Genomic DNA, 18,958 nt, shown 5'->3' with positions numbered 1-18,958 from the left:
GGGGACGGCACCGAAGCCGACGGGAGGAGACCGTGTGGCCCAGGTGCTCGTCATCGGAGACGACCTCACCGGCAGCAATGCGACCGGCGCCCTCTATGCGCGACTGGGCCTGCGGGCCGTCACCGTCGGCGACCTCGCCCAAGTGGCACGCTACGCGGACCGGGTGGACGTCCTCGTCGTCAACACCGCGTCGCGGCACTGGACCCCCGCCCGCGCCTACGCGGCCGTCCGGGCCGCCGCCGAGACCGCGGGCGAGGTGCCCCTGGTCGTCAAGCGCGTCGACACCACCCTGCGCGGCAATCCCGGAAGTGAACTCGACGCGGTGGCGGATGTCCTCGCCGCCCGCGAGCCCGCGGCCCGGATCCGGACCCTGGCCGTCCCCGCCTTCCCCGACGCCGGCCGGAGCACGGTGGGCGGTCTGCATCTCGTCGACGGCGTACCGCTGACCCGGACGGCCGTGGCCAACGACCCGTTCGACCCCGTCCGGCATTCGCGGGTCGCGGCCGTGCTGGGCGCGCAGAGCGGACGCAGCACGGGCGAACTGGCCCTGGACGTGGTGGAGCGGGGCCCCGACGCGGTGGCCGCGGCATTGCGGGAGAGCCCGGCCGACATCGTGGTCTGCGACGCCACCGAGAACGCCCATCTGGGCACGGTCGCGGCGGCCGCGGCCCGCCTCGCCGCCGAGGACCGCATCCGCTGGATCGCGCTGGACTCCGGACCGTTCGGCGCCGCCCTCGCCGCCGAACTGGGCCTGCGGCCCGAAGGCGGCGCACCCGCCACCGTCCTGGCGGTCGTCGGCAGCGTCACCGACCGCACCCGCACCCAGCTCGCCCGCACGGAAACCGCGCTCGGCGCCCGCTGGGCGGACCTCGACCCCGCCGCCCCGGACCCCGGCCGGGTGCTGGCGGCACTGCGCGCGGCCGCGGCCGAGGGGGCCACGGTGCTCGGCGTCCGGGTAGCCCCCGAGCCGACGGGAGCCGCTTCCGTCCCCGATCCCGGCACCGCGGCCCGCATCCTGCGCGCGCTCGCCGAGATCGCCCGCCGGGCGGTCGCCGAGCTGTGCCCCGGCGGGCTGTACGCCTCCGGCGGCGATGTCGCCGCGGCGGTCACCTCCGCCCTGGGCGCCGACGGCTTCGCCATCGAGACCGAGGTGCTCCCGCTCGCCATCGCCGGACACCTGGTGGGCGGCCCCCACGACGGACTGCTCTTCGCCACGAAGGGCGGCCTGATAGGCGGCCCCGACGCCGCCCGCGACTGCTTGGAACACCTGCGCGCGGCCTGCACCCGCCGCACCCTCGGCCCCACCTCGATCGCGACATGAACACCGCACCCCGAAAGGCGGTCCCCATGACCGACCCTCAGCACGCGACCGGCCCTCGGACGGACCGGCACCGGCCGGATGCCGACGGCCCGTTGCCGCTCCTGGCCGTCACCCTCGGCGATCCCGTCGGGATCGGCCCCGAGATCACCGCCCGCACTCTCGCCGACCCGGCGACCGCCGCGCTCGCCCGCGGACTCGCCGTCGGCGACGCCGCCGTACTGCGCCGCGCCGTCGCCGTCTGCGGCCTGGACGTCGAGGTCCACGCCGTCGCCGCGCCCGGCGAGGCACGGTTCGAGCCGGGCACCATCGATGTGCTCGACCTCGGGATCGCCCCCGCCGACCTGCCCTGGGGCACGGTCGATGCGGTGGCGGGCCGCTCCGCCGTGGCCGCGATCGAGGCCGCGACCCGCGCCGCGCTGGCCGGTGAGGTGGACGGCATCGTCACCTCGCCGATCAACAAGGAGGCCATCTGGGCGGCCGGTTCGCAGCACCTCGGCCACACCGAGATGCTCGGCGAACTCACCGGCGCCGCACACTTCGACACCATGTTCGTGGTCCGCGGCCTCAAGATCTTCTTCACCACCCGCCATCTCGCCCTGCGCAAGGCGCTCGACCAGATCACCGAGGAGCGGGTCGCCTCGAGCATCCGTCACGCCGCCACCGCACTGCGCGTCTTCGGCCATGACGAGCCCCGGCTCGCCGTCGCCGCGATCAATCCGCACGGCGGCGAGGGCGGCCACTTCGGCGACGAGGAGATCACCGTCCTGCGTCCGGCGGTCGAGAAGGCGGCCGCCGAGGGCCTCGGCGTCGTGGGGCCGATCCCCGCCGATTCGGTCTTCCACCAGGGCCTCGAAGGCCGCTTCGACGGAGTGCTGTCGCACTTCCACGACCAGGGCCATATCCCCGCCAAGACCGTCGACTTCGACGGCACCGTGTCGGTCACCGTGGGCCTGCCGATCCTGCGGACCTCCGTCGACCACGGCACCGCCTTCGACATCGCGGGCAGCGGCCGCGCCTCGCACGGCACGATGGCCGCGGCTTTCCGCGCCGCCGCCGGTTTCAGCCGCTTCACCGACCGGATCCGGGCCGCGTACGGAACGGCGGCCGGCCGGTGACGGAGACCGGACCGCAGCCGATCCCGCAGTCGCCCCCGAACGCGATCCCCGCCAAGCGCTGGGCGTATGTCATTCCGGTCGCCGCGATCATGTACATGCTGGCGTATCTCGACCGGAACAATGTCTCCGTCATCCTCCCCTACATGCACGGCGACCTGGAGCTGTCCAATGCCGACAAGGGCCTGGTCGGCGGCATCTTCTTCGTCGGCTATGTCTTCCTGCAGATCCCGGCCGCGATCCTCGCCCAGCGCTGGAGCGCCCGGAAGACCGTCCTCCTCCTCATGGTGGCGTGGGGGCTGGCCGCGTCGCTGACCGGTCTCGTCCAGACCAAGTCACAGTTCTACGTGGCCCGGTTCGTGCTCGGCTTCTTCGAGGGCGGTGTCTGGCCGGCCGTGCTCATCCTGCTGGCCTCGTGGTTCCCGCTGCGAGAGCGGGCCCGTGCCAACGCGCTGTGGATGGCCTGTCTGCCGCTCTCCTCGGTGCTCATGGCCCCGCTGTCGGGATGGATGCTCGACCATGCGAGCTGGCGCTGGGTACTGGTGCTCCAGGGGGTGCCGCCCCTGCTGTGGGCGGTGGTCTGGTGGTTCGCCGTCGCCGACCGGCCCGACCGGGCCCGGTGGATCTCCCGCGCCGAGGCCGACCATGTGGAGCGCTCGATCGCCGCCGACGAGGCCGCGAAACCGTCGGCGGTCAGCGGCTCGTACCTGGATGCGGTCAAGCAGAAGTCGGTCCTCGTCCTCATCGGCGTCTACTTCTTCTGGATCACCGGCTTCTACGGCTTCAATCTGTGGCTGCCCTCGGTCATCAAGGAGCTGACCCATGACGGATCGCCGACCGAGGTCGGGCTGCTCACCGCGATCCCGTTCACGATCGCCCTGGCCGTGATGATCGCCAACGCCGCCTGGTCCGACCGCACCGGCAGACGGCGGCAGGCGGTGGCCGTCCCGCTCGTCGTGGGCATCGCGGCACTGCTGCTGGGACAGGCCGTGGACGGCGCGCTGCCCCGGATGCTGCTGCTGTGTGTGACGGCCGCCGCGGTCTATGCGCCGTACGGGCCGTTCTGGGCGATCCCCGGTCAGTTGCTGCGCTTCGAGGTGGTGGCCGTCGCCATGGGCCTGATCAACGCCCTGGGAAATCTCGGCGGGTTCGCCGGCCCCTACCTGGTCGGCTGGCTGACCGACGTCACCGGCTCCAGCGTGACCGGTTTCGCGGTGCTCTCCGGGTTCCTCGCGGTGGCTGTGGCGCTGGTGACGCTGGGCCTGCGCCCGAGCGCCCGCCCCGTGCGCCCGCTGTCCGGGCAAGCAGCGGAAGGGGCCTGACGAAGCGGCGTGTGATGCCCCCTCAGTTCCGCACCAACCCCCGGGCACGCCAGGAAGGGCGCCCCCGCCGGCACCATCCGGCGGGGGCGCTGCCGTTTTTCCTCAACGAGCGGTATCCGTACGCCGAGAGGGAGGTCTGCGGTGTGATCAGTTACTCCAACTCGCCCAATTCATGTTGTGTCAGGTTTTGGGAGGTTATGCAGAGGTGCATCCTGAAAAGGTCGATATACCCCTTTGATCCTCCCGAGGAGCAGACATGCGCATCCGCGCCGCGATCGCAGCCAGCGCCCTGGCCACCACCATCGTCATGGGCGGTGCGAGCGCCGCCCTGGCCTGCAACAAGGACCACAAGGACCACAAGGACCGTCGTCACCACCACCACTACAAGCACCACCACGGCCACGGCCACTACGGCTCCTGCTGGCTCTCCGCGGGTGTGCTCCACCACGTCGGCCCGGTCTTCAGCGAGGGCTGCGAGAAGGGCGGCTGGGGTTGGGGCGGCGACGACAAGGGCCACCGGAGGTAATCAAAGAGCTTTGCCGGCCGGTGCCGGCCGACGCGACCCACGGGTCCGTCGGCCGGCACCGGCGTCATGTGCGGGCCGCGCCCCGCGGTCTGTCCGGCGGGTCAGGTCCGGGACGGTCCCCGGCCGGGCTTGCGCGCGGTGAGCTCCGGCAGTCCGGACAGGGTGTGCAGCGACCTCAGGAAGCCGGCGCGATCGGCGGCCGGAAGCCGGTCGAGCAGCCGTTCCTCGCCTTCCTGGATCGCGGCCTGAGCCGCATCCCGAAGTCGTCGGCCCTCCGTGGTGAGGGACAGCAGACGCACCCGGCGGTCCTCGGGGTCCGGCTGACGGCGAATCAGTTCCCGTGCCTCCAGGTCGTCCAGGACGGCGATGATGCGGGTCTTGTCCGCCCGGATCGCCTCGGCCAGCGCCGCCTGCGTGCGGACCGGAGTTTCGTCGAGATACAGCAGGACCGTGTAGGCCCACATCGTCAGCCCGTGTGCGTCGAGGACCGGCTGCTCGGCCGCCATCAGCGCACGGCCCAAGGGCACGACCATCGCCGCCAGATCGGGACGGGCCGTCGGCCGCCCTCCGGATGTGGTGCCCCTGTCGGCTGCGTTCTCGGCCATGGTCAAGAAAATACCCGTTGACAATTCATGTGCTTGAGCTGATCGTAAGCACATGCATACGAATTCCGCGGACGCGTCGTCCGCCTCTCACCCGGACTTCGCCCACCTCCGGCGGCTCCATGCCCAGGCGGTCCGGGACAGCGTGGCCCTGATCCGCCGGGTGACCCCTGATGATCTGTCCCGGCCGACACCGTGCTCGGCGTGGACACTGGCCGAGCTGCTCGCCCATATGACGGCCCAGCACCACGGCTTCGCGGCGGCGGCGCTGGGAAAGGGACAGGACCTGGCGCACTGGTCGGTCCGGCCGCTCGGCACGGACCCCGTCGGGCTGTACACCGCCGCGGCCGAGCACGTCATCGCCGCCTTCGCGACCGTAGAGGGCCCGGACAGTGCCTTCGCCCTCCCCGAATTCAGCACCACCCGGACCTTCCGCGCCGTCCGCGCGATCGGCTTCCACCTCATCGACTACGTGGTGCACAGCTGGGACGTCGCCCGCGCCCTGGGCCTCGCCTACACCCCGGATACCGAACTCCTGCGGGCCGCCCTGCCGATAGCCCGTGCCGTCCCGGACGACGACTCCCGGCTCGCCCCGGGCAGCGCCTTCCAGCCGGGGCTGGCCACGGACGAGGACGCGGACACCCTGGAGCGGATCCTGGCGGCGCTCGGCCGCTCGCCGCACTGGCGCGGCCCGGAGGACGGCACGGCCACCCGCGACACCCGCAGCTGAGCGGCGCGGACGCGGCGGTCCGAGGCGCTCAGCTCTTGAGGAAGGCCAGCAGGTCGGCGTGGAAGTCGTCCTTGTACGAGCCGATCGCCGAGAGGCCGTGCGGTGCACCCGGGTAGATCTTGAGCGTGGCGTCCGGCACCAGCTTCGCCGACTTCTGGCCGGCGGCCACGAGGGGCACGATCTGGTCGTCATCACCGTGGATGATGAGGGTGGGGACGTCGAACCGCTTGAGGTCCTCGGTGAAATCGGTCTCCGAGAACTCCTTGACGCAGTCGAACGCCCCCTTCAGCCCGACCTGCATGCTCCACATCCAGAAGGCGTCGCGGATGCCCTGGGAGACGGCGGCCCCGGACCGGTTGGCACCGTAGAAGGTCTCGCTGAGGTCCTTGTAGAACTGCGAGCGGTCGCCTGCGACACCGGCACGGATCCCGTCGAAGACCTCGCGCGGCAGCCCCTCGGGGTTCGCCTCGGTCTTGAGCATCAGCGGCGGGACCGCACCGAGCAGCACCGCCTTGGCCACCCGGCCGGTGCCGTGACGGCCGATGTAGCGGGTCACCTCACCGCCGCCGGTGGAGTGCCCGACCAGCACCGCGTCCCGCAGGTCCAGGGCCTCCATCAGCTGCGCCAGGTCGTCCGCGTAGGTGTCCATGTCGTTGCCCTGCCAGGGCTGGCCGGAGCGGCCGTGCCCACGGCGGTCGTGGGCCACCGCACGGTATCCGTGGGCGGCGACCAGGTGCATCTGGTCGTCCCAGGCGTCGGCGTTGAGTGGCCAGCCGTGGCTGAAAACGACGGGGCGGCCGGTTCCCCAGTCCTTGTAGAAGATCTCCGTGCCGTCGGTCGTGGTGAGGGTGCCCATGAGGTGGTCGGTCCTTTGCTGTCGTTCACCGGCGTACGGAATGCGGGCCGCGGGGGCGGGGCCGGGGAGGGGATGGCTGGGACGGCGTGCCGGTCTCAGCGTTTCCGTCCGCCGCCGGAAGAGCGTGCCCGGAGAGGCAGGGGAGTGAGGGCGGCCGACCATCCGGGTGGCGCCCGGCCGTGCCGTGCATCCGGGCGGTGCGGGCGCGGCCGGGGCGCTCTGGACGGGCCCGGGGCCGTGCCCTAGCGTCAACAGCCGGCTATGCACCACCGTCCGAGCCCGATCTCCGCTCAGGGAAGCCGAGGACGTGTTGTGACCACCCTCCCGCAGCCGCCCGACATCCTGTCACCGGAGTTCGCGGCGGACCCCTATCCCGCGTACCGCATCCTGCGTGAGCACTACCCGCTGTTCCACGACCCGGGCACCGGCAGCTTTCTGATCTCGCGGTACGAGGACGTGGCACGGGCCTTCCGCGATCCGGTGTTCACCAGCGACAACTACGAGTGGCAGCTCGAACCGGCGCACGGCGGCCGGACCCTGCCCCAGATGAGCGGCCGCGAGCACGCCGTACGCCGGGCCCTGGTGGCCCCCGCCTTCCGGGGCCGGGAGCTGCGGGAGAAGTTCCTGCCCGTCATCGAGCGCAATGCACGGGAGCTGATCGACACCTTCCGCGACGCGGCGGAGACCGATCTCGTGGCGCGGTTCGCGACCCGCTTCCCGATCAACGTGATCGTCGACATGCTCGGGCTGGACCGGGCCGACCACGACCGCTTCCACGGCTGGTACGCATCCGTCGTCGGCTTCCTGTCCAATCTGGCCCAGGACCCCGAGATCGCGGACGCCGGTCTGCGGGCCGCCCGGGAGCTCGCCGCCTACCTGCTTCCGGTCATCCAGGAACGGCGGGCCGCCCCCGGCGACGACCTGCTCTCCACGCTCTGCACCGCCGAGGTCGACGGCACCCGGATGAACGACCAGGACATCACGTCGTTCGTCAGCCTGCTGCTCGCTGCCGGCGGTGAAACCACGGACAAGGCCCTCGCCGCCCTCTTCCGTAATCTGCTGGCCCACCCGGACCAGTTGGCCGCCGTACGCGCCGACCGGTCGCTGATCCCCGCGGCCTTCGCCGAAACCCTGCGCTACACCCCGCCGGTCCAGATGATCATGCGTCAGCCCGCCGCCGAGGTGACCCTCAGCGGCGGCACCGTCCCCGCGGGGGCCACGGTCACCTGCCTGATCGGCTCCGCGAACCGCGATGAGCGCCACTACGCCCGGCCCGACACCTTCCATGTCCTCCGCGGCGATCTGACGCCCGCCACGGCCTTCAGCGCCGCCGCCGAGCACGTAGCCTTCGGGCTCGGCCGGCACTTCTGCGTGGGTGCACTCCTCGCGAAGACCGAGGTGGAGGTCGCCGTCAATCAGCTGCTCGACGCGTTTCCCGCCATGGACTTCGCGGAGGGTACGGCGCCCGCCGACGCGGGGGTGTTCACCCGCGGGCCGGAGCGGCTGCGGGTGCGGCTGGTGCCGGGGGACGACGGAGTGCGGGCGCACGGGGCTTGACGTTCCGTCACGTTCACCGCCGCCGAGGAGCTTGCCCGGCCGACGCCTTCACCGCCCGGACACGGCGAGCTCGACGAGGTAGCCGACGAACCTGAGAGCGTCACGGTCGGGCGTCCAGCCGTCGGCGGACGACAGGGCGGTGAGCGTTCCGGTACCCGGCACCGCATACCGCGTCCCGACCGGGTCGCCGGGACGTGGTGCGTACCGGCAGTGCACCGCGCTGATGGCGGTGACGGTGGCGACCGTGGGGGCGGCCCCCTCCGCGGCCCCGCCGTGATGTTCCTCGGCGGCGTCCACCGTCTCGGCGGTCTCGGCGCCGAGGACGTCCGTCAGCCACTCCTTCTTCGTGTCGGTCAGTGTCCACGACACCTGTGACCCGATGCGGAACGGGTCGCCGCAGCACTGCATTTGCCAATCGTCCAGCCAGACCGTGAGGTTCATCCTGCGATTCTGCCCGGGGTGGCGGGCCGACGGCATGCGGTGCCCGGGACCGGTCAGTCCTCGTCGGCCGGCGGGTGCAGAAGTACGTAGAGGCCGACGGCGACGGCGAGCACGATGACACAGCCGGAGAAGGCCAGGCCCGCACCGCGCAGGCCCAGCACCAGCGTGAGCGCACCGACCCCGACCACCGGCAGCGAAATGCCGAGATAGGCGACGAGGAAGAAGGCCGAGATGGTGCCGCCGCGGTGCTCGGGCGGTGCCGCGCGGCCCACGGCGGTCAGCCCGGCCCGGAACGCCAGGCCCTGGCCGACGCCGCCGCACACCGCGCCGATGACCAGGAGCGGCAGGGAGGTCACGGCCAGCGAGGTGGCCACGAGCAAGAGGCCCACCACCAGCACCAGACAGCCGCCCGGCAGGGCTCTGCGGACACCGATCCGTTCCGTCAGGGACTGCCCGGCGGTGGAGCCCAGGAACACCGTGAAGACGATCAACCCGGCAACGGCCAGGTTGTGCACCCCGAGAGTCTCGCCGACGAAGCTCGGCGCCACCGCGGTGAACAGCCCCAGGAGGGAGAAACCGGCGAACGCGGCGACGGCCGAGGGGGTGAAGACGCCCCGCACTTCGGGCGGGAGCCGAAGGCCCTGCGGCCGCAGCTTCCGGGGGCGGTGCGGATGCCCGACGGTCTCCGGCAGGAACCAGGTCACCCCGGCCGCCCCGGCGACCAGGAGGAGATGCACCAGGAACGGCAGGACCAGCGGCCACGGCGCGTACTGCGCCAGCAGCCCGGACAGCAACGGGCCGCAGCCGAGGCCGCCCATGTTCGCGGCGGTGGCGGCGAACCCCGCATGCGCTTCCTGGCCGGGCCCGGCGAGCTCCAGCACGGCCGCCGTGGCGGCGCCGCTGAACAACCCGGCGGCGAAGCCGGACAGCACCCGGCCCAGCAGCAGCATCGGCAGCCCGCCCTCGAACACGAAGCACAGCGCGCTCGCCGCCGACAGACCCAGCGCGCACAGCAACACCGGCCGCCGGCCCACCTCGTCGGAGACATTGCCGGCCAGGAGCAGCACCGTGATCACGCCGAGCGCGTACACGGCGAAGACCACGGTCACCATCAGCTCGGAGAACCCGAGCTGTGCGCGGTAGAGCCCGTACAGCGGGGTGGGGAGTGTCGTACCGGCCATGCCGACGGCGAACACGCCGGCCGCTGCCGGATAGCCGAGCCGCCGGGTCCCGCCCGTGCGATCGATGATCATGGCCTCAAACGTAGGCTCCCGCCGCCACCCCGTCGAGGACCACTGGAGGGACCCCGGGCCGGGAAACGGACGAGCGTGGTGCCCCCCCACCGACCGCGGGGCACCACGCTGCGCCTTTCCGGGGGGATCAGTGCTTGGCGGAGGGCGTGTTGGAGGCCTTCACATTCACGGCCGCCCAGGCCTTGTCCACCGTCTTGTACTCGGTGCTCTTGGCGCCGTACAGGTCCTTGGCCGCATGCAGGGTCGCGGTCCGGGCGTCGTGGAAGTCGGTCGTGGAGACCATGTACCGGGTGAGCGCCCGGTAGAAGATCGCCGTCGCCTTGTTCCGGCCGATGCCGGTCACCTTGGAGCCGTCATGGGTGGGGGAGTTGTAGGCAACGCCGCCGATGGTCTTCTTCCCGCTGCCCTCGGCGAGCAGGTAGTAGGCGTGCGAGGAGACACCGGAGCCGGCGTGCACCTCGGTGTCGTAGGACGCCTTCGACCAGTAGTCGACCGCGCCTTCGAGCTTGTCGAGGGACGGCTTGTCCAGACGACGCAGGAACTTCTGGTCGAGGCCGAGCTTCTCGCCCAACAGGTAGTTCGGCGGGTTCTTCGGGTTGTTGGTCGAGAACTCGACCGCGCTGCCGAAGATGTCCGCCAGCGACTCGTTGAGCGAGCCGGGCTCGCCGAACTGGTTGCCCTCGATGTCCACCCGGGTGGGCTGGAGGTTGGCGGTCGCGTCGACGACGCCGTGGGAGAGCTCATGGCCGGTGACGTCCAGGACGACCAGCGGCTTGGTGAACGTCCTGCCGTCACCGTCGCCGTAGAGCATGCAGCCGCAGTCGGGGGACCAGAAGGCGTTGCCGACCTTCTTGCCGAAGTGCACCAGGGCGCGCGCCCCGCGGCCGTCGTTCTTGATGCCCTTGCGGCCGAAGGCCTTCTTGTAGAAGTCCAGGGTGCTGGCGATGCCGTACTGGGCGTCGACGGCGGCGGTGGCCCGGTTGCTCGTGGTGCCGTTGCCCCAGCGGTTGGTGGTGCTGGTGAACGCCTTGCCGCTGCTGAACTTCTCCAGTTCCTTGTCGCCGGCGTCCCGGGTCTCGGTGTTGCCGCGGGTGGAGTCCTTCAGGGTGAAGGACTTCTTCGCGGTCTGGGTGGTGGACAGCGGGACACTGCCGACGAAGAAGGACGCGCCGGTGCCCTTGGCCGCGGCCGGGAAGCCGGCGGCCTTCGCCGCCTTGCCCGTGGCGGGCGCGGCGGGAGTGAACAGTCCGGTCGCGGGGTTGAGCCGCTCGCCCCGCGCGCGCAGCTTGCGCTGGAGGGCGGGCGACAGGAACGAGTCGTCGGCCTGGACATTGCTGAGCACCGTGCCGGACGCCGCGTCGAGGACGACCGTACGGACGCCACCGGACTCGGCGGTGCCGCTGTCGGCCACCTCGACCTGATAGGCCAGCGTCGTGCGGCCGTTGCGGGCGTCCACGACCAGTTCGGCGTCGCCGGCCCGGCCCTTGGCGACGGCGGCGGCCTTCGTACGGGCCTCTCCGGCCGACAGCTTCGCGTCCGTGCCGCTCATGTCGACCTGGTGACGGTAGGCCCGGGTCACGCCCTCGTACGCCGACTTGGCGGTCAGGTGGACGACGAGGTCGCCGCCGAGCACCGGCATTCCGCGGTGGGTCCGTACGAAGCGGACATGCTGCCGGCCGTCCGGGTCAACGAGCGTGTCGGTGGCTTCGAGGGTGTCCTTCTTGCTGACTCCGGTGGCCGAGGCGTGCGCGAATGCGGCGGCACGGGCCGCGTCAACGGCCTTCTGAGAGGCGGGAGTTGAGGAGTAAGCAGCGACCGGCGAGGCCGGAGGGGTCGCGGAGGCACTGCCCGCCACACCCGCCGTCAGGGTGGCGGCCGTCGTCACGGCGACCGCGATGGCCAGGCGGTGTCTGCGTATGTGGGGTCTACGCACTGATGTGGGTCCTTAGCGCTGCGGGGGCGGTCGGCTGGCCAACCGCCCGTACGCGCGGTGCTGTTGTGCACCACGGGGGCCGCGGGGCCCCGCGCAAACCCTGGTGTGTCTGGCATGGGCATGTAAAGCGAAATGATCAGTAATTGAGATTCGTGGGCGAAATTTAACAATTGGTCAGCTTTAAGTAGCCAACAGGTGACCAACTGTGGTCCACCTGAGGAGACATGGGGTGGCGCGAAATGGTTGCCCGGAAAGTGAGCGGAACTCTGGACTGCTACAGGGGCAGGCTCGACCCGCCCCGAACGGTCCTCACCGCGGGCCTGTTGGTCCGCGGTGGGGGGTGCTGCCGGTGCGGCCTGTCCCGCAATTGGTCTCCCGGAGCAGGGGCGCGGATCACCGAGTAGGCGTTTCAGTGATGGCTGTTGCGTGCCGGGGCTGGTGATGGGCTTGAGGACTGCCGCCTCGCGTCAACGAATGTTGGCGCACCCTCATCCCGTCGACCTATGTTGACGGCATGGGTAATCAAGTGCTGCTTGCCTGCGGGATGGCCGCAGGCCCTCTAGCGGTGTGTTCTTCACGGCGACGGTGGCGCTGGCCGATGCCGCGTTCAGGCAGCGTCAACGCTGGGCCGACCTCGGCGGGCTGATCCAGCGCGTCTCACTCACTGTCGGCTGGACCTGGCAGACGCTGCTCGCCGTGCGCATCCTGCACACCTGACGGTTGCCCCGTATCTCTTCACGGGTGGGATGAGTTCGTAAGGGCCGACCGTGGCGCCTTCCGCTGCAAGCGATTCCGCAAGGGCGCCGTGCTCATCGTGGACGGCACTCGGGGCCGCGGAGGCCACGTCCCACCCGAGGCGTTGATCGTTTACGGGGCAACCCTTAACCGGAGCCGGCACCGACCGGGCCGGGTCAGGGCGATGCCCTAGTGATGGAAGAGTTCCTCAAGGGAGGCGTCGGCTCGCTCTCCGCCGCGTACGGCTTCGACGACGGCCTGGTGGAAGGTGCGGCTGGCCTCTTCGGAATCGCACGGGACGGGGCTGCCGGCCATGGTGTACCAGTCCGATGACCCGGTGTATTGCACAGCTACATGGGCCAGGTTCTCCGACCAGGTCGTGTGAATGGTCAGGTCTCCGTTGATCACGCCGATCTCCGCGGTGCGAACCGCGCCAGGTAGGGCGTGGATCCCCACAGTGGTCCAAGATGCCCAGGTCATGATCACCCCTCGGCGGCAAGGGCCCCGGCTGGCGGCCGGGCGCGGTGTCTCAAGTTTGGCACCTGAGGTGCGCCCGCGCACCGCATGCGGTGCCACGGATTCCGCATGGGGCGGCAGAGACCGGGCCGGGGCCCCGTAGCCGGGCCGGTCCCGCGGCTCCGGACCGCAGGCCGCCGGTCCGCTGCGCGGCGCTCAGCCCGCCTCCGCCGGCCCGTCCCCGGTGAGGTAGGCGTGGAGGGCGCCGGACCCTTCGAGCATCGCGGTGGCGCGCCGGGTGAGCTCGGCCTGCCGCGGTCCGAGCGCGGTGCGCAGGGCGTCGCTGCTGCCCGCGTGATGGAGATCGTCGAGTACCGGCCGAATCCGGTCCAGGGGATAGTGGCTCTGCCGGAGCAGGGTGATCAGCCGCGCGTCCCGGACGTCGGCGGCGCGGTAGCTGCGGTACCGGGTGCCCGGGTCCCGCCGTGGCGCAAGGAGGCCGGCGGACTCCCACCCGCAGGGCAGAGGTACGCACCCCCAGGAGGGCAGCCACCTCCCCGATCCGCAGGCCCGATCGCGGCACCGCCGAGTCGTCCGGGGCCTGGCCCGCGAGCGCTTCGAGCGCCTCACTCGCCGCCTTCAGGGAGAGCCGCTGTTCATGCAGTGCCGCATGACCGGCGTCCACCAGCGCCAGCGCCCGGCCGAGGTCCTTCGCATGCACGGCCTGCATGATCGCTTGAGCGGTGCCCGGGCCGTATCCCCGCGTGAGCACCCCGTACGTGAGCAGCGCGCGACGGTGGCGGGAGCCGAACGTGCGGTAGCCGGAAGGGGTGCGCGGGGCCGGCGGCAGGATGCCCGCGTCCGCATAGTTGCGGATCAGCTGGGTGGAGACCCCCGCCATACGCGCCAGATCGACCGGGCGGAGCCCCGCTTCCGTACTGCCCATCGGCCCGTCCTCCCCCCCCGGAAGGTTCTTCAAGAATTTGAAGGTTATCCGTTCCGGGCTGCGCGGGAGCGACTGATTTCTCAGTTCACAGCCGTATCCAGAGCCAGGAATCCCTGAAAACCCTCAATCCAGAGCAGGGAGAAACTTGAAGGTGTGGAAAGTGAAGGTGTGGTGGCCGGCGCCTGGGCGACCGACGCAGTCTGCGCTCCGCGGGCGCTGTTCGCGCCGAGGTCTTCCCCTTACCTGCGGGACCGTGGGTCACTTGCGGGACCGTGGGCGCGCATCGGTCACCGTCCGCGCCCGGCCACCACCGGGCAGCGCGGCACTGTGCCCGGCTGTCCAAGTGCTCTGCCGGCGCCGGGACTTGGGTCACGCTGTGCTGACCCAACCGGCCTGGTGAGTCGGCCGCGTCGCGCACGGGAGGCGCTTCCGGCCGTACCGGAGCTCAGTCGATGGCCGGCTCAGTCGATGACCGTATGGAAGAAGGTCACGGCGGCACCGAAGGCGGCGCCGCCGACGAGGGTGGAGGAAGCCGGGGTGCCGCCATTGAAGAAGGTGAGCACACCGGCGCCGATTGCGGTGAGGGCGCCAAGGAGGAAAATAACGGCGGCGCGCTGACTCAGCAGGGTTGATCTGTTGTCGGACACATCAACTCCGATCTGCGCGGGAGCGATGGATCGCTCGGTGCGGATGCTGATGCTCTGACTGATCATCTCATCTCCCACCCCGGATTTTCGGCAGCACACGACGAAATTCCCAAAGGGCCGGGGAAAAGACGCAATGTGGCGGCGGGTGCGGAGTGATGACGGAGATTTACGGCAGTCGTCGCACGCCAAGGCAGGGCTTGGTGTGTCAGTCGGTCCGGTAGGGCAGAAGGGCGAGGTCCGGGCGGGACGGCCGGGTTTCGGTGAGGCGTGCTGTCGCCGGGCTGGTTGCGTCCGCGAACAGTCTTCGGCCAGCCGCGGTCCCGCAGCCCGCAGTCCGTCCTGTGCTTCAGTGGTCGGGGCTGCTCCCACTACGGGGGATCCGCATCCGGCCCTCCCTCTGCCGGGTGAGGGCGAGGACCGCCATATCGTCGTCCCGCGGCCCACCGGTCCAGCGCTCGACGTCCCGCACCAACTGGTCGATCACGTCCTGTGGCCCCCGGAACGGGCCCTGGCTCGCCAGCTGTGTCGCGGGATCATAGAACCGTCCGGTACGGTCCCGGGCCTCCGTCACCCCGTCGGTGACCAGCAGCAGCGTGCTGCCCACCGGGAACGGCCGGTCGGCGGGGCAGGTCCGTTCCACTCCCAGTGTGCCCATCCCCAGCGGAAGCCCCGGATCACCGGCCTCCAGGACGCGGACCTCGTCGTCGTGGCAGAGATAGGGCGCGGGGTGGCCGCAGTTCAGCAGCCGCAGGCCCGCGGCCCCCGGGAGGACTTCGCAGAGCAGGGCCGTGATGAAGCCCTCCAGCCGGTCTTCCTCGGAGGTGTGCTCGCTCTCCCGCAGGAGGGCGCGCTCCATCCGGTCGGCCAGCGTCGCGAGGTCCGGCTCCTCCTCGGCGGCCTCACGGAACGCACCCAGCAGCACCGACACCGCGCCCACCGCGCCCAGTCCCTTGCCGCGCACATCGGCGATCAGCAGCCGGACGCCGAACGGGGTCCGCTGGACGGCATAGGCGTCGCCGCCGATCCGGGCCTCGCTCTGTGCGGCCTGGTAGCGGGCGGCGATCGAGAGCGGTCCGATGCGTTCCGGCGGTGCGGGCAGCACGGCACGCTGGGCGGCCTCCGCCACCGAGCGCACCACGTCCAGACGGCGTCCGTGCCGGGCGATCACCCGATTGACGCCGACCCCCATGAGTGCGGCGAAGACGGTGTTGATGAGCTCCAGATAGCCGACGATGTCGCCGGCGGTGCCGTCCTTCACGGTCAGCGCGAAGACACCGCCGACGATGGCGGCGCCGATCGCCAGGGTGTGCCGCAGGGAGAGCAGCGCACCGGCCGTCACGCTGGCCGCCGTCAGCATCGGGTCGCCCCAATAGTCGGCCGGCGAGAACGCGTCCCAGACGAGCCCTCCGGCGACCAGGACGCTCGGAGCGAACTCGACGTATCGGGGCCATCGGGGGGAGAGGGAGGGCATAGGCATTCCTGACCAGCTGTCCATGTCGGCTAGCAGGAATATGCCTGTTTTGTGCTGTTTTATACCGCAGTCGTCGCGGGCGTCGCCGTGGCGCCCGGTCAGGGGGCCGCACGCGGTGCGCCGGGGTGTGGCGCACCGGGATGCCGCCCGACGGTCCGGACGCCCCGCAGCCGTGTCACCCCTTGGTCGCGAGCCGGGCGTAGGCGCGGACATCGGCGTCCGGGTCGTCGGCGACCGTGGCCAGTGCCTGGCGGGCCTCCGCGTGACCGGAGTGCGCACGCAGGGCGAGCACCGCCGCCTTGCGCACATCCGCGTGCCCGTCGGCGAGCGCGGAGCGCAGTGCGGCGACGGCGGGGTCGGGGCCGGCGGCGGCCAGGGCCGTGGCGGCACCGGAGCGGACCTGCCAGGCCGGGTCGCCGAGCGCCGCGACGGCCGCCGCGTCATAGGGCGGCGGGCAGCCGGTGGTGGCCAGCGCCGCGAGCGCCGCGGCCCGTACGAGGAGGTCCTCGTCGCGGAGCGGCACCGCCAGGTCCCCGGGGCCGCCGACCGTACCGAGTCCGTGCGCGGCGGCCACCCGGACCTCACGGGAGGGGTCCTGGGCGGCACGTCGCAGAGCGTCCGCGGCGTCGACGGAGACCAGGGCGCGGACGGCCTGGAGGCGTACGTCCACGGCGGGGTCGGTGAGTGCGGTGGCGAAGAGGGCCCGGTCGCCGAGGCGGAGCGCGCGCAGCACCTCCACGGCCGCCGACCGGACGACCGCGTCGGGCCCGTGCGCCGCGGCGGCCAGCGGTGCCCGCAGACCGGGCTCCGGCGGGAGGACCTCGATCAGCTCACGCAGTGAGGCACCCGCGGCCGCCCGTACGGCGGGGTCGGAGTCGGCGAGGGCGGTGGCGAGGGCCTGGCCCGTGCCGGGCGGGACGGTTTCGGTGAGCGTGTCGACGGCGGCGCGCCGTACGGCCGGGTCGGGGTCGGTGAGGTACGGGCGCAGCGTCGGGAGGTCCGGCGGGGCCTCGGCGAGGGCGAGGAGTTCGAGGATGCGGGGAGAGGTGCCGGCACCGGCCCCGGGTGTGGTCCCGGCCGGGGCGCCGGCCTCGGCCGCCGCCCCGGCCGCTGCCGGAGCGCTCACGGCTGCCGCATCCGCCCCCAGGGACCCCACCGGCGGCGTATCCCTCGGTCCCGCCGTCGCGACCTGCTCCGGATGGATCTCGCCGAGGAAGCGGGCAGCGCCGCCCACGGGGTGGTACTCGTCGACCGGGACGAGGTACGGCGCCACCGGGCGGGCCGTGAACTCCATCCTTCCCGTCGCTGATTTCCGCAGGTCGAGGTGGTGCAGCCACTCGGCGTCATCGCTCTGAGGGTGGTCCGTGCGCGCGTGGTAGAGGCCCCAGCGGGACTCGGTGCGGGCCAGTGACGACCGGGCGGCCATCTCGGCGCAGTCGCGGATGAAGCTGACCTCGGCGCAGCGCATGAGCTCGTGCGGGGTGCGGGCGCCCATCCCGGCGAGGTCGGTGTGCATCCGCGCGAAGTGTTCGACGGCCAGAGACAGCCGGGCGCCGCTCTTGGGCGGCGCGACATAGTCGTTGACGAAGCGGCGGAGCTTGTACTCGACCTGAGGCTGCGGCGGGCCGTCGGGGTTCCGCAGCGGCCGGTAGATCAGTTCATGGGCGTCCCGCAGCTGGTCCGCGGGCAACTCGCCTTCGTACGCCCGGTATTGGGCCGCGTCCGCGCCCGCCAGGTCACCGAAGACGAATGCGCCGATCATGTAGTTGTGTGGGACACAGGCCAGGTCCCCGGCCGCATACAGGCCCGGCACGGTGGTGCGGGCGTGGTCGTCGACGCGTACCCCGGACGCCGAATGCCCGCTGCACAGGCCGATCTCGGAGATGTGCATCTCCACGTCATGGGTGCGGTAGTCGTGGCCGCGCCCGGCGTGGAAGGTGCCGCGGGTGGGGCGCTCGGTGGTGTGCAGGATCGTCTCCAGGGCGGAGACGGATTCCTCCGGGAGGTGACTGAGCTTCAGATAGACCGGGCCGCGTTCGGAGGCGACCTCGGCGGCGAACTCCGCCATCATCTGTCCCGACCAGTAGTCGGATTCCACGAACCGCTCGCCGTGCCGGTTGACCTGGTAGCCGCCGAAGGGGTTGGCGACATAGGCGCAGGCCGGGCCGTTGTAGTCCTTGATCAGCGGGTTGATCTGGAAGCACTCGATGCCGGTCAGTTCGGCGCCCGCGTGGTACGCCATGGCGTAGCCGTCACCGGCGTTGGTGGGGTTCTCGTAGGTGCCGTAGAGATAGCCGGAGGCGGGCAGGCCGAGGCGGCCGCAGGCACCGGTGGCGAGGATCACCGCGCCCGCCCGGACCGTGACGAAGTGCCCGGTGCGGGTGTGGAAGCCCGCAGCCCCGACCGCCCGGCCGCCGGAGGTCAGCACCCGCACCGGCATGATGCGGTTCTCGATACGGATCCGCTCGCGCATCTCCCGCCGGCGCAGCTGCCGGTAGAGGACCTTCTTGACGTCCTTGCCCTCGGGCATCGGCAGCACATACGAGCCGGAGCGGTGCACCTGGCGGACCGCGTACTCGCCGTGTTCGTCCTTCTCGAACTTCACGCCGTACGACTCCAGCCGCTGCACCATCGCAAAGCCCCGGGTCGCGGTCTGGCGGACGGTGGACTGGTCGACGATGCCGTCGTTGGCGCGGGTGATCTCGGCGACATAGTCGTCGGGTTCCGCGCGGCCCGGGACGACGGCGTTGTTGACCCCGTCCATGCCCATGGCGAGCGCACCGGAGTGGCGGACATGCGCCTTCTCCAGCAGCAGGACGGAGGCGCCGCGTTCGGCGGCGGTGAGCGCCGCCATCGTCCCGGCGGTGCCCCCGCCGATGACGAGGACGTCGCAGGACAGCTCCTCGGCGGAGTCGAGGGCGGGGATCTCCATGGTGTCCGCGGTCCCGCTGACGGTGCCTTCCGGCATGACAGTGCCTTTCGCTCGCCGGTCACGTACGAGGACGCGCCGGGCAGGTCGGTGATGTGTCGGGTCGCGCCCGGGCCGGACG

At 71.5% G+C, this 18,958-nt stretch carries 16 protein-coding genes and 1 pseudogene; 7 read left to right on the top strand and 10 right to left on the bottom strand.

Features of this window, described 5'->3' with window-relative positions; translation table 11 throughout:
• Positions 1-34 precede the first annotated feature (34 nt).
• From STRNI_RS03505 to STRNI_RS03490, 4 genes are all read left to right on the top strand, one after another.
• A complete protein-coding gene (locus STRNI_RS03505; RefSeq protein WP_159484293.1) occupies positions 35-1,321 on the top strand; it encodes a four-carbon acid sugar kinase family protein in 1,287 nt (428 codons plus the stop codon).
• A 26-nt stretch (positions 1,322-1,347) separates the two neighbouring features.
• On the top strand, positions 1,348-2,436 hold the full coding sequence (gene pdxA, locus STRNI_RS03500) for a 4-hydroxythreonine-4-phosphate dehydrogenase PdxA (protein ID WP_148589672.1): 1,089 nt from the start codon (positions 1,348-1,350) through the stop codon (positions 2,434-2,436).
• Positions 2,433-3,755, top strand: a complete 1,323-nt coding sequence (locus STRNI_RS03495) for an MFS transporter (protein ID WP_277410522.1) — start codon at positions 2,433-2,435, stop codon at positions 3,753-3,755. The genes pdxA and STRNI_RS03495 overlap by 4 nt, the downstream gene beginning before the upstream one ends.
• Positions 3,756-4,011: 256 nt before the next feature.
• The gene (locus tag STRNI_RS03490; RefSeq protein WP_018092009.1) at positions 4,012-4,281 is read left to right on the top strand and encodes a hypothetical protein; all 270 of its coding nucleotides are present in this window, start codon (positions 4,012-4,014) and stop codon (positions 4,279-4,281) included.
• 101 nt (positions 4,282-4,382) lie between these two features.
• On the opposite strand, the gene STRNI_RS03485 is transcribed toward STRNI_RS03490, so the two are convergent.
• Entirely contained in the window at positions 4,383-4,886 is a 504-nt protein-coding gene (locus tag STRNI_RS03485) for a MarR family winged helix-turn-helix transcriptional regulator (RefSeq protein WP_018092008.1), read from the bottom strand.
• A gap of 52 nt (positions 4,887-4,938) precedes the next feature.
• Between STRNI_RS03485 and STRNI_RS03480 the strand changes: the two genes are divergently transcribed.
• Positions 4,939-5,613 carry a TIGR03086 family metal-binding protein gene (locus STRNI_RS03480; RefSeq protein WP_277410521.1) on the top strand — a complete coding sequence of 225 codons (675 nt, stop codon included), beginning with the start codon at positions 4,939-4,941 and terminating at the stop codon, positions 5,611-5,613.
• 28 nt (positions 5,614-5,641) lie between these two features.
• On the opposite strand, the gene STRNI_RS03475 is transcribed toward STRNI_RS03480, so the two are convergent.
• The gene (locus STRNI_RS03475) at positions 5,642-6,469 is read right to left on the bottom strand and encodes an alpha/beta fold hydrolase (RefSeq protein ID WP_018092006.1); all 828 of its coding nucleotides are present in this window, start codon (positions 6,467-6,469) and stop codon (positions 5,642-5,644) included.
• Positions 6,470-6,781: 312 nt separating this feature from the next.
• Between STRNI_RS03475 and STRNI_RS03470 the strand changes: the two genes are divergently transcribed.
• Positions 6,782-8,026: a cytochrome P450 gene (locus STRNI_RS03470; RefSeq protein WP_277410520.1), complete on the top strand. Its 1,245-nt coding sequence runs from the start codon at positions 6,782-6,784 to the stop codon at positions 8,024-8,026.
• A gap of 48 nt (positions 8,027-8,074) precedes the next feature.
• Here STRNI_RS03470 and STRNI_RS03465 read toward each other — a convergent pair whose 3' ends face one another.
• The 3 genes from STRNI_RS03465 to STRNI_RS03455 all read right to left on the bottom strand — a co-directional run bounded on the left by STRNI_RS03465 (position 8,075) and on the right by STRNI_RS03455 (position 11,653).
• Positions 8,075-8,467, bottom strand: a complete 393-nt coding sequence (locus STRNI_RS03465; protein WP_159484279.1) for a DUF6578 domain-containing protein — start codon at positions 8,465-8,467, stop codon at positions 8,075-8,077.
• A gap of 53 nt (positions 8,468-8,520) precedes the next feature.
• Complete coding sequence (locus STRNI_RS03460; RefSeq protein WP_018092003.1) at positions 8,521-9,720, bottom strand: MFS transporter; 1,200 nt, start codon at positions 9,718-9,720, stop codon at positions 8,521-8,523.
• A gap of 127 nt (positions 9,721-9,847) precedes the next feature.
• Entirely contained in the window at positions 9,848-11,653 is a 1,806-nt protein-coding gene (locus STRNI_RS03455; protein ID WP_277410519.1) for a M4 family metallopeptidase, read from the bottom strand.
• A 567-nt stretch (positions 11,654-12,220) separates the two neighbouring features.
• Here STRNI_RS03455 and STRNI_RS03450 point away from each other — a divergent pair.
• Entirely contained in the window at positions 12,221-12,370 is a 150-nt protein-coding gene (locus tag STRNI_RS03450) for a hypothetical protein (protein ID WP_167540481.1), read from the top strand.
• Between the two features lie 207 nt (positions 12,371-12,577).
• Here STRNI_RS03450 and STRNI_RS03445 read toward each other — a convergent pair whose 3' ends face one another.
• From STRNI_RS03445 to STRNI_RS03425, 5 genes and pseudogenes are all read right to left on the bottom strand, one after another.
• Positions 12,578-12,868, bottom strand: coding sequence for a hypothetical protein (locus STRNI_RS03445; RefSeq protein ID WP_026170038.1), 291 nt, complete (start codon positions 12,866-12,868; stop codon positions 12,578-12,580).
• Between the two features lie 192 nt (positions 12,869-13,060).
• Positions 13,061-13,790 (bottom strand): annotated as a pseudogene (locus STRNI_RS03440) (MerR family transcriptional regulator).
• A gap of 461 nt (positions 13,791-14,251) precedes the next feature.
• Positions 14,252-14,503 carry a hypothetical protein gene (locus STRNI_RS03435; RefSeq protein ID WP_018091998.1) on the bottom strand — a complete coding sequence of 84 codons (252 nt, stop codon included), beginning with the start codon at positions 14,501-14,503 and terminating at the stop codon, positions 14,252-14,254.
• Positions 14,504-14,783: 280 nt separating this feature from the next.
• Positions 14,784-15,908 (bottom strand): PP2C family protein-serine/threonine phosphatase, encoded by a 1,125-nt coding sequence (locus STRNI_RS03430; protein WP_018091997.1) that lies wholly within the window; start codon positions 15,906-15,908, stop codon positions 14,784-14,786.
• Between the two features lie 175 nt (positions 15,909-16,083).
• Entirely contained in the window at positions 16,084-18,876 is a 2,793-nt protein-coding gene (locus tag STRNI_RS03425) for a fumarate reductase/succinate dehydrogenase flavoprotein subunit (RefSeq protein WP_277410518.1), read from the bottom strand.
• Between the last annotated feature and the right edge of the window lie 82 nt (positions 18,877-18,958).

It is taken from the genome of Streptomyces nigrescens (assembly GCF_027626975.1).
GTDB classification, from domain to species: domain Bacteria; phylum Actinomycetota; class Actinomycetes; order Streptomycetales; family Streptomycetaceae; genus Streptomyces; species Streptomyces nigrescens.
This window is presented reverse-complemented; position numbering and strand designations above follow the sequence as displayed.

Coding starts and splice junctions, on each gene's coding strand:
- STRNI_RS03480 (WP_277410521.1), top strand. CDS start 4,939: ATGCATACGAATTCCGCGGACGCGTCGTCCGCCTCTCACCCGGACTTC.
- STRNI_RS03430 (WP_018091997.1), bottom strand. CDS start 15,908: ATGCCCTCCCTCTCCCCCCGATGGCCCCGATACGTCGAGTTCGCTCCG.
- STRNI_RS03425 (WP_277410518.1), bottom strand. CDS start 18,876: ATGCCGGAAGGCACCGTCAGCGGGACCGCGGACACCATGGAGATCCCC.
- STRNI_RS03435 (WP_018091998.1), bottom strand. CDS start 14,503: ATGATCAGTCAGAGCATCAGCATCCGCACCGAGCGATCCATCGCTCCC.
- STRNI_RS03485 (WP_018092008.1), bottom strand. CDS start 4,886: ATGGCCGAGAACGCAGCCGACAGGGGCACCACATCCGGAGGGCGGCCG.
- STRNI_RS03490 (WP_018092009.1), top strand. CDS start 4,012: ATGCGCATCCGCGCCGCGATCGCAGCCAGCGCCCTGGCCACCACCATC.
- pdxA (WP_148589672.1), top strand. CDS start 1,348: ATGACCGACCCTCAGCACGCGACCGGCCCTCGGACGGACCGGCACCGG.
- STRNI_RS03465 (WP_159484279.1), bottom strand. CDS start 8,467: ATGAACCTCACGGTCTGGCTGGACGATTGGCAAATGCAGTGCTGCGGC.
- STRNI_RS03475 (WP_018092006.1), bottom strand. CDS start 6,469: ATGGGCACCCTCACCACGACCGACGGCACGGAGATCTTCTACAAGGAC.
- STRNI_RS03460 (WP_018092003.1), bottom strand. CDS start 9,720: ATGATCATCGATCGCACGGGCGGGACCCGGCGGCTCGGCTATCCGGCA.
- STRNI_RS03445 (WP_026170038.1), bottom strand. CDS start 12,868: ATGACCTGGGCATCTTGGACCACTGTGGGGATCCACGCCCTACCTGGC.